The sequence below is a fragment of the Bradyrhizobium sp. P5_C12 genome (assembly GCF_054049735.1).
In genome coordinates, this window is the sequence record NZ_JBFULU010000095.1 from 1 (window position 1) to 8,751 (window position 8,751).

Below are 8,751 nucleotides of genomic sequence, written 5' to 3' on the forward strand. Positions count from 1 at the left end.
GCTGCTCGATGCGGCGAAGCTCGGCGTGCTGTTCGGCTCGCTGATCTCGGTTACCTTGGGCCTTGGATGGGGGGCCGAGTGCGCCCAACGACAGCGAAAAACCAGCTGAAACTCGAGTAGATGACTAATGAACCATGATAAAGTCCTAACATGGCTCTCAGTGACGATGGGCATTCTCGTCATCGGCTATTCGCTTTACGTTCTCTACGTCCTTGTCCGATGAGAACGGATTTCCGAAGGCGGCCTTATTCGCGCGCGCCCCGCGTCGTCGCCTGTTGGCCCAAGTAGCGGCGCACCTTATTGAGGTCCCTCAGCGAGGCATGGCGGACTAGATTTGCTCGGGTTGAGTTCTTCGCATTTTGACCCTGAACGGACATCCGGCCTCGAAAAAGACACCGCTTGTGATGGTAAGGTGCCTCTCCTCAAAATCATGGACACGGAGGTCCGAGATGACCGACACCTCTCCTGCGCATTCTCCGTCTGCTTCCTCGATCCCCGCCGACGATCCGGGTCGCGTCCTGACGGTAGCTGATCCCGGCGGCGTCGGCGTGCCGCATATCTCGGTGGCGGGGGGCACTTACACGATCCTGGTGTCGGGCGCGCAGACCGCGGGACGCTATTGCCTAGTCGATATGCTGGTGCCCGCCGGCGGTGGCCCCCCGCCGCATCGCCACGACTTCGAGGAAATGTTCTCGCTGCTCGAAGGCGAACTCGAGTTCACTTTTCGCGGAAAGTCGCACACCGTACGCGCGGGATCGACCGTCAACGTTCCAGCGAACGCCCCGCACGCGTTTAAGAACCTGTCCGGCAAGACGGCTCGCATGCTCTGCATGTGTACGCCGGCAGGTCAGGATGAATTCTTTCTGGCGGTCGGTTTCCCCGTCGAAGGCCGCACATCGCCGCCGCCGAAGCCGACCCCGGAAGAGATGGCCGAGAAGGGAAAACTGATCGCGGCCCTGCTGGCGAAATATCGCACCGAGATGGTCAAGATGTGAGGCACACCCACCTGACTGACAGCCAAGAATGGACGGCGGCCGCCGCATAGTCGAGGCGGCCGTTCCTTTTCGCCGGTGTTCGCTTGTGGCCCATCAGCGAAGTGGCGAGACTTCGCTTTGAGGTCAGCTTAATGGGTCGGAGCGGACTAGATTTACTCACACTGAGCTTTTCGCATTTTGACCCGAAGCGGTCGTCGGCACCCAACGTCGTTCATTCCTCATCTGACGCGAAATCGAACGTTTGGGCGGGCTGCGCTTTGTGAGCCGTGGCGAACTGATCGAGTGGTAGACTTATCGCAACTGACGACGAGTTGAGGTCGGTGAGTTCAAGTTTGAGCTGTCGGCCGGCTTCCATCTGAGCAGCCAAGGTTGGTTCGATTCCGCGTGCCGCGATGCAGATGTTGGTGAGACACCAGTTGAAGGGAACCTGGGTAGGGCTACCCTGATCTATCGTCACTTTGACACCCTGCTGCAGATTTGCCCCTTGCGGAACGAAGAGCTGCAAGCGAGCCGGACCGTCAGCCCGTTGGATCAGGTCCACACGCACCACCACCTGATCGAGGTCGTCCGTGCCGGTTGAGGTCGTTCGGCATATCGTGGTCTTATCGGATGAGTCGAAACAAAGTTTTACCCAGTTTGAGTAATGAATGTTTTCAGGTAGGCGCAGTCGCGGCGGCTTCGCCTGAGGCTCCTGCTGGGGTGAAGTGCTGCTGACTTGCCCCGACAGCGTGGTGGTTGCTGAATGCTTCTCTAGAAATTGGACTACCAAAGGCGACCAGATCGGCACTGCGTCCGCGGAATCGATCATGAAGTGCCCGTCACTTCCAAAGGGGGGCAGCATACGATATTCGACATTGCCGCCCGCTTCGACAAAGGCTTGATACATCCGCTTCGTCAATTCCGGCCCGAAATAGGTGTCGTTTTCCGCGTAGATCCAGAGCATCGGTATGCGTGCGGTGCGTCCAAACTCGCCGGTAGCGGCAACAAGCTTATCGGGAGCACAATTGTTGTTGGGTTTGCCATCAACTCGGCCTCCACGCCCCGCCGCAAAGGTAATGATGGCCTGAACCGATGACGGGTTCAGGCTCGCAAGAGCAATCGAGCCCCATCCACCGCCCGACTGGCCAACGACGATGACCTTACCAGGCTGGACCATCTTCTTCTTGCTCATGTAGTCGATGACCCACTCGTTCAGAGTGGCTATAGCGAGCCCGGGACCACGAAAGTTCGGGTTGTCGCAGCTACCGACGTGAGCAAAGACAGCTCCATAGATACCCTGATCTTTGTCATCGAGACTGCTGGCCCCATACCTGATAGGCGAGATGACGACATAACCCCGACGCGCAAACCAACGTGCCGCGTCCCGATATTCGATCATGGGAAACATCGTCCGCTGATTGGCGTCGAGAGAAATCCCGTGGTTCATGACCACCAGGGGGAACGGGCCATCTCCGACCGGCCGTACCAGGAAAGCAAGCACAGGTAGCGGAAACGGCAACGCCCAGATTTCCTCCTGGATTTGTGGTCCCGCAGTTCGGTCATCTGCTGCGGCAGGGGAATGGACCGCGGAGAGGACAATCAGCAAAAGAAGGATGACCGGCAAGCGCTTCAGCATCTTCTTTCTCCGACGATGTGGTCTGGCCTGACGCTAGGTATGGGGGGTGGGAATCTGTTGATTTGGATCAAGTATCAAACCGCAAAGTTCCCCAGCTCATGCGGCTTAGTGGCCCAGCGATAACAGCGTCTGAAATTAGGGAACCTGGATGAGCGTCCACGGTCTTTTCATGCTGCTCTTGGCTTCTTCGGGGCCCGCCGCCGCTATCGTCGTGGGTCCGCTGCTGGCCCATCGCGTCGATTGGCGCGCTGCGGCGGCAGGTCTGAAGTCCGGAGTAAAGCAGAAGTCATCGCATCCAGTGCAGACCGCCGCCTTTGACCCGTAGCAGACGTGACGGGCCCCTTATTTCGGTCCCAATAGCTTGGTTCAACCTGAGCGCTGTTTCAATGTCTTGGAGCGTCCATTGAGAGCAGCTATTTTGATCTCGCTTTTGACATTGTTGCCTCAGCTGTCCGCTCAGACGCATCATGGTGAGCAGCCATCCGTTTCCCGCTTCCGAGCTTGTGTTCGGTTGCACGCACCTGATGCGCAAGCGGCGGGGGTTCGGACACCCGAGGACGCTGCGAGCTACGCCATGAAGGCGTGCATGCCGTTGTTCGGGATTTTCTTAGATCCAAACGCCTCCTCGAAAGCGGAAGTCCTAGAGGAAGTGCTTCCTCCCGGAATCTTTCGCGCGGTCCTCAAGGAGGAGTGGCGCGATTTTGTCGAGCAGGGAAACAAGCAATAGGTTGTTCGACTTGCCAGCGGTCAATGATTAGCTGCTGCAAGTCATGTTGCCGATCGAGTGCACTCAATGAAATTCGGAACCAATATCCTCGTGTTCGTTCTTGCGGTGTTGCCATCGGACATCTGGGCTCAATCGTCAGATCGAATGACGCCGGAGACATCGCCACTTCTCTGGCGCGACGGCTACGTTAACTGGCGGGGCAAGCTCGTAAAGCCGAACTGGCAGGTGATGAGCGCCGACGATGGAACCAAATTCGCGGTTGATTTAAGCAAGAAATCCTCCCATTACGCCGCCGCCTACATCATCGATGGAGAGGTCTTCAACAAGGGAAACCTGTTTGAGCTTCAGTTTGACTGCGCCGCCAAGGTCTTCGAGGTGGTAACCAACATGGACCTGAGGCGTGCTCAAATCGTCCAAGCGAAGGTACATCAATTGGTCTGTGATGATGCGCCAATAAATCCCTGACGGACTTCCACCAAGCATCGCCAACCCCGTGGCTTCGACTTCTGTTTTTGGCCCGTTTGAGACATGCCGGGGCGGTCTGACGATGTCCGTTCACAGGGGTAGACCGGAAGAGAACGGCACGCGGCCAAAGTGACGCGATTGACCCACCTCAGACATTGCAAAGAAGAAGCAACCTCTAGCAATTCATAGCCCGCAAAAAAGCCCCGGCGAGCCGGGGCTTTGGTTTGCAAAGATGGGTGCGATCAGTATCTGGCCGCGACCGGTGCGCCGTATCCACCGAAGCGGTAGTTCAACCGAAGCGTGACCATATCCACGTCCTGGCTGACCCCGCTGCCGGTGAGGACAAACCCTCCAGGAGTAACCACACCTGCGAAGCCGGCATTATCACGCCCCATCCAGAGATGGTCGTATTCGATACCGAACGACCAGTTGGGCGTGAAGCCGTACTCCCAGCCAACGCCAAGGGCACCGCCCCAGCGTGTGTGGCTTGCCGATGCCAGGCCGACCCCGGTGACGTTGTTGAAAATGTCGAAGCGATTGCGCGTCACGGCCGCGCCGCCTTTCACGTAGAACAGCGAGGCGTTCCACGCCCAACCGAGTTGCGCTGTGAAGAGTCCGATGGCGTCAATCTTCCCTGTAGTCGAAATCAATGGATCGATCAGACTGACGCGCGTGTTCTTGATTTCGGCCCAATCTCCCTGCGCTTCCAGACCGAGCACAAACTGATTGGTTTGCCAGCGGTACCCGATCTGTCCGCCCGCGAGGCCCCCGGAGCGATCGGCGCAGCCGCCTGCGACTGTCCCTGCGGGCGTCACGAAATCCACACAACCATGGCTTTGCCCCCAACCGCCGTTTGCGCCGATGTAGAACCCGGTCCAATCATAGATCGGCGCGACCACCGGTGGCGGCGCCTTGGTATAGGGGCGAGCCGCCAAATCTGCCGCCGACGCGGGGGCGGATAGAGCCACGGCCATCATCCCGGCCGCGGCAATCAGAAGCTTTTTCATTACGAGAAATCTCCCCAGAACGAAGTTCAAAAAAGGCACCACGCCCACCTGACGCCCACCTAAGGAATCAATGCTATCCCGTTCGCCTGCAGGTTGATGTAGCGAAGCCGCAACACTCGGCTCAGATGTTTAGCGGCAATTCTTTATATCTATTAAGGACTTGCAGGGAACCAAATGCCCCCTAACGTGCATATTACGGAAGAAGAGAACCCGACGCCCTTGGAGGGTCGGGAGTTTGGTTTGTAGATCGCTTTTAGGTGATGCCCCGACGAGTCCGCCACTGCGCAAGTCGCGCGGCTGCCTCGGCAATCTCAGCTTCGGAAGCGATATCAACCGGGGTGTATAAAAAAGAACATCCTGCGCGACCTTTTCGTGCCGTAATGCTGCGAGGGCGATCTCAGAGTGGCCGACAATAGGCAGACAGACTAGACAGATTTTGCTGGTGACACGGCCATGGTGGACAATAGGGAGTAGGTGCAATGAGAGTCTCCTCGATTGTCGGACTGCTGTTTGCAGCAGTGATGTTGGCGATCATTCCGGTCTCGCCGCAGGTGACACCGCGCGGCGTGGAGTTAAGCGCTGATCAAGCGCAGGCCGTCACGTACCGGCGCGCCCGCGTGACTGCGCGTCGTGTCGACCGTCGCGATTACCGCTATACGCGTCGCGCTGTGCGACGTGGTGCTTATTAACGGAGCGCGATGGGCAAGGGTGTTGGCGCGGGCAGAGAGCCAGAACCGGTTCCAGTCGTCGCAACGCGCGAGGCATGCTATGACCCCTCTACCAGCGGGCGACGCGTTCCTTACGGTCGCCATTATGAGCGCCACTTTCCTGACAGAGGTCGCTCTTTTCATCCTGATTGGAATGATCTGAACGGAGCGCAAGTGGCGGCGGCTCCCGTTAAAGTCTGCTCAGTCGGGCATAGCGGACAAGATTGGCGCAGGTTTGGTATCCGGGCGATCAGCGCGATCGAAAGCGCTTGACGCCGGTGGTATGATTTCCGCGATGTGGCCGTACTGACAGTCCCGATGCGTCGCCACGCATGCCCGAATAGATGGAGAAGGTCGGGTCCGCGGCTAATGCCGCGGCGGGTTCCCATGCCGAGGCGGGCGTCGCAAGGAGCGCGGAAAAAACGAGCGCTGCGCCCAAAAATTTGAAGCTGGTCATGGTATCCTCTTGTTACGCGTGCAACCGATGYGCGTGCTGTCGACATGAATGACAGTTAGGCGTTGGCATTCCCCTCGCGCAGGGGTGGCGCAATCACGCTTCGTCGATCGGCGTGATGCTGATGTCGGCAACCGGCCGCGTTTCGCAAGCCGTTGAAAAACTCTCTCCGGACTGTGAATAGAATTTTAGCCGCCGATGGCGCGTACACGCGCAACGGCGCGTGACGAGCGCGGGCCGGAATTTGTGATCGATTCCTCCGCCGACCTCGCGCAGCGGTAAACGACCATGAACAAATATTTCAATTTAAGGCGCCGGTCGCTCCACCCATTTCCAAAGCAGACGCCAAAATGTTTTGGCTTCTGTATCCAATGGAGAAAATGAAATGACCAGATTCAAAGTTCTGTCGGCTGGGCTGATCGCCGCATCCATACTGACCACGCCCCTGATGGCTCGGGAATATTGGCACGTCGCGAGGTCCGATGTCAGCGCCCCGCGTGGCGCCCTTGATGGGCGCGACTGCGTCCGCGCTCCGGACGTCGGCGCATATGCGTCGGACCCCTACACCAGACCCCCGTGCGAACCCACGTCGTTTAATTGATCAGTCGGCGCCGCATCGGGCTGAACAGCCCAGGCAATGAACCCGGATCGATAACGGTGTGCCCCTTGGCACTGTAATGTGGGGAGCCTGCGAATAGTTCGGGCTGGGAGCCGATTTGTCACCAGCCCGAATTCTTTAAATGACCCCACGCTGCTGCTGCCGAGCATCCCAATTCGCTGCGGTGGTCCGGTTGTGGCCCTTTTGCGAAGTGGCTGCCGACACCGAGTACGTCCGATTAGCGGTGGCAGACCGGAAGTGCGCGGGCCGTAGCCAAAACGGCGCTCTTGACCCAATCATGCTGGCCGCGAGGGCAAGGCCAACGCAAAGAGGACTGCGGATCCGGTCACTCATTATCTGTCACCTTGGCAACCAGACCCTAACGAAACCTGCGTCCCGTCGTCGGGCCGAGCTTGATCTATCTCAAGTCCCTGAGCGGCGATTGGCGTTGGTTGGCTTGCCCGATCGGACAGCCAGGTCCGATGTTCGGGGGGCACACAGCGCGCAACGCACGCCGAATGAAGTTGTCGCGATCAGATGGATAGCCGCAATGGATTCGCTTTGTCGGAGGAGAAAATGAAGCGAGCCGTCCTCATGACGACCATTGTCGCTCTCGGGGTGATCCAGGGGACACGCGCCGAGCTCCAGGCCGCCCAGTGTTCGTCCTTCTACATCTCGGAAATCAATCTCGTATCGACGGCCGACGGCGAGGCCGGGCACGTTCAGACCTTTGTGGGGTTTGGCCCCTCCAAGGAAGAGGCAGAGAAGAGCGCCCTGGGATGGTGCTCGCATATCAGGTTCGATCTTGAGACCTGTTTGAATTCGGATCGCCTGACCGCTCGCAACTCTCCGTCAGRCGGAGGTGACGCCGCACTTCATCTCAAGTACATGAAGGCAGTTGCGCGCATTACCRGCTGCAGTTAGAGCGCGTTCGCGASCGATCGAACGCGCTTGATCTATATCAAGCAGCTTGTGGCCATCTYGCAGCAGGTAACAGACGACGTAGCAGGACGAGCCCAGGTCAATGTTTCGGGGGCGCACCGGAGCGACCGGCATGCCACTGGCGGCATATTTCTGGAAGGTCGGAGCAGTGTTGCTCGCACTGCTCTTTGTCGCAGATTATTGGCTGCGGAGGGCCCCGACCGTCGATCAGGCGGCTGCGGACCGGCCGGCCATACTTATCCACTCAGATCGCAAATGGCCCGAGCGTATTGTCTTCGATACCCAATCGCCGGTGATCGTCGCCGCTGCGTCCGTGGCCGGGGCGACCGAGGTCGCAACTTCGTCGGATGTGGCCGAACCGCCCGTTACCGTCAGACAGAGCCCGGCGGTGGCGAATTCCTTCGCGATGCTGCCGAAACCGGATACACGCCCGCCTGAAACCGTCGATCGCAAGCGACAACGCAAGATGTTGCATGTTGCGGCTCGACCGAGGCGAAACGTCCAGCCGCAGATGCTTCTGGCGGCACGACAAGGGCAGTTCGGCTGGTTCGGCTTCAGAACCTGGTGATCGGCGTCCGGTCGGGACCTGTATCTCGCTCAGCGTTCCATTGTTCATCGACAAGCCAAGCTTGGATGCGGGACGACGGAATGAGTTGCCTGGGGACGTGCGGATTGATCGTGCCCGCAAATACAACGAGACCTTCGTCGAGCTTTGCACGAACGAATGCCTTGGCCTCTGCTTCCGTAGCGAAGGTCCTTGTTTCCCGAGGGCTCCGCTGCTTCGGCAGCGTGCCGCGTTTACGAACCTCGAAGGTGACATACCAAGTCGGCGTCATCGCACGCACCAACTAATCGCCCCAGCCCAGTCGGTCTCTTGTTTTGGCGCGGGTATCACGAAGCTGGTTGATCTGAATCAAGATCGCGGTGACGGGTGGCAGGAAACACGGATAATGTTCGACGGAGTTAACGCACAGCCCAGCTCACCCTTGATCTACTCAATGTCGCTCATCTCTCCGCACACACGCTATCGTAAGCTGTAGGAATGCGGCTTCTGCTACCCTTAGGAGGACCATCATGAAGGCTAAGATGCGACTTTCGATCAAGTCAATGACGGTTACAGGAATCGCTGCCAGCGCACTTCTGGGACTTGCAGGGGCCACGCTTGCTCCATCACCGGCCCGCGCGATCGTTTATTGCCAGTACGTCGACTATCCGGTCGGTTGCGTTGCCCGGGCTGGCGT

The 8,751-nt window shown here is 58.6% G+C and carries 8 protein-coding genes; 4 read left to right on the forward strand and 4 right to left on the reverse strand.

What is annotated here, in order from left to right; translation table 11 throughout:
• The first annotated feature begins 449 nt into the window (after window positions 1-449).
• Window positions 450-995 carry a cupin domain-containing protein gene (locus tag ACXJMY_RS37300; protein WP_456624344.1) on the forward strand — a complete coding sequence of 182 codons (546 nt, stop codon included), beginning with the start codon at window positions 450-452 and terminating at the stop codon, window positions 993-995.
• A 211-nt stretch (window positions 996-1,206) separates the two neighbouring features.
• Here ACXJMY_RS37300 and ACXJMY_RS37305 read toward each other — a convergent pair whose 3' ends face one another.
• On the reverse strand, window positions 1,207-2,610 hold the full coding sequence (locus ACXJMY_RS37305; protein WP_456624345.1) for an invasion associated locus B family protein: 1,404 nt from the start codon (window positions 2,608-2,610) through the stop codon (window positions 1,207-1,209).
• A 793-nt stretch (window positions 2,611-3,403) separates the two neighbouring features.
• Between ACXJMY_RS37305 and ACXJMY_RS37310 the strand changes: the two genes are divergently transcribed.
• Window positions 3,404-3,802, forward strand: coding sequence for a hypothetical protein (locus ACXJMY_RS37310; protein ID WP_456624346.1), 399 nt, complete (start codon window positions 3,404-3,406; stop codon window positions 3,800-3,802).
• A gap of 242 nt (window positions 3,803-4,044) precedes the next feature.
• Here the strand turns inward: ACXJMY_RS37310 and ACXJMY_RS37315 are convergent, their stop codons facing one another.
• The gene (locus tag ACXJMY_RS37315; RefSeq protein WP_456624347.1) at window positions 4,045-4,809 is read right to left on the reverse strand and encodes an outer membrane protein; all 765 of its coding nucleotides are present in this window, start codon (window positions 4,807-4,809) and stop codon (window positions 4,045-4,047) included.
• 957 nt (window positions 4,810-5,766) lie between these two features.
• Entirely contained in the window at window positions 5,767-5,973 is a 207-nt protein-coding gene (locus ACXJMY_RS37320) for a hypothetical protein (protein WP_456624348.1), read from the reverse strand.
• 1,171 nt (window positions 5,974-7,144) lie between these two features.
• Here ACXJMY_RS37320 and ACXJMY_RS37325 point away from each other — a divergent pair.
• On the forward strand, window positions 7,145-7,492 hold the full coding sequence (locus ACXJMY_RS37325) for a hypothetical protein (protein ID WP_456624349.1): 348 nt from the start codon (window positions 7,145-7,147) through the stop codon (window positions 7,490-7,492).
• Window positions 7,493-7,622: 130 nt separating this feature from the next.
• Window positions 7,623-8,078 (forward strand): hypothetical protein, encoded by a 456-nt coding sequence (locus ACXJMY_RS37330; RefSeq protein ID WP_456624350.1) that lies wholly within the window; start codon window positions 7,623-7,625, stop codon window positions 8,076-8,078.
• Here ACXJMY_RS37330 and ACXJMY_RS37335 read toward each other — a convergent pair.
• Window positions 8,065-8,346, reverse strand: a complete 282-nt coding sequence (locus ACXJMY_RS37335) for a hypothetical protein (protein ID WP_456624351.1) — start codon at window positions 8,344-8,346, stop codon at window positions 8,065-8,067. The genes ACXJMY_RS37330 and ACXJMY_RS37335 overlap by 14 nt on opposite strands.
• Between the last annotated feature and the right edge of the window lie 405 nt (window positions 8,347-8,751).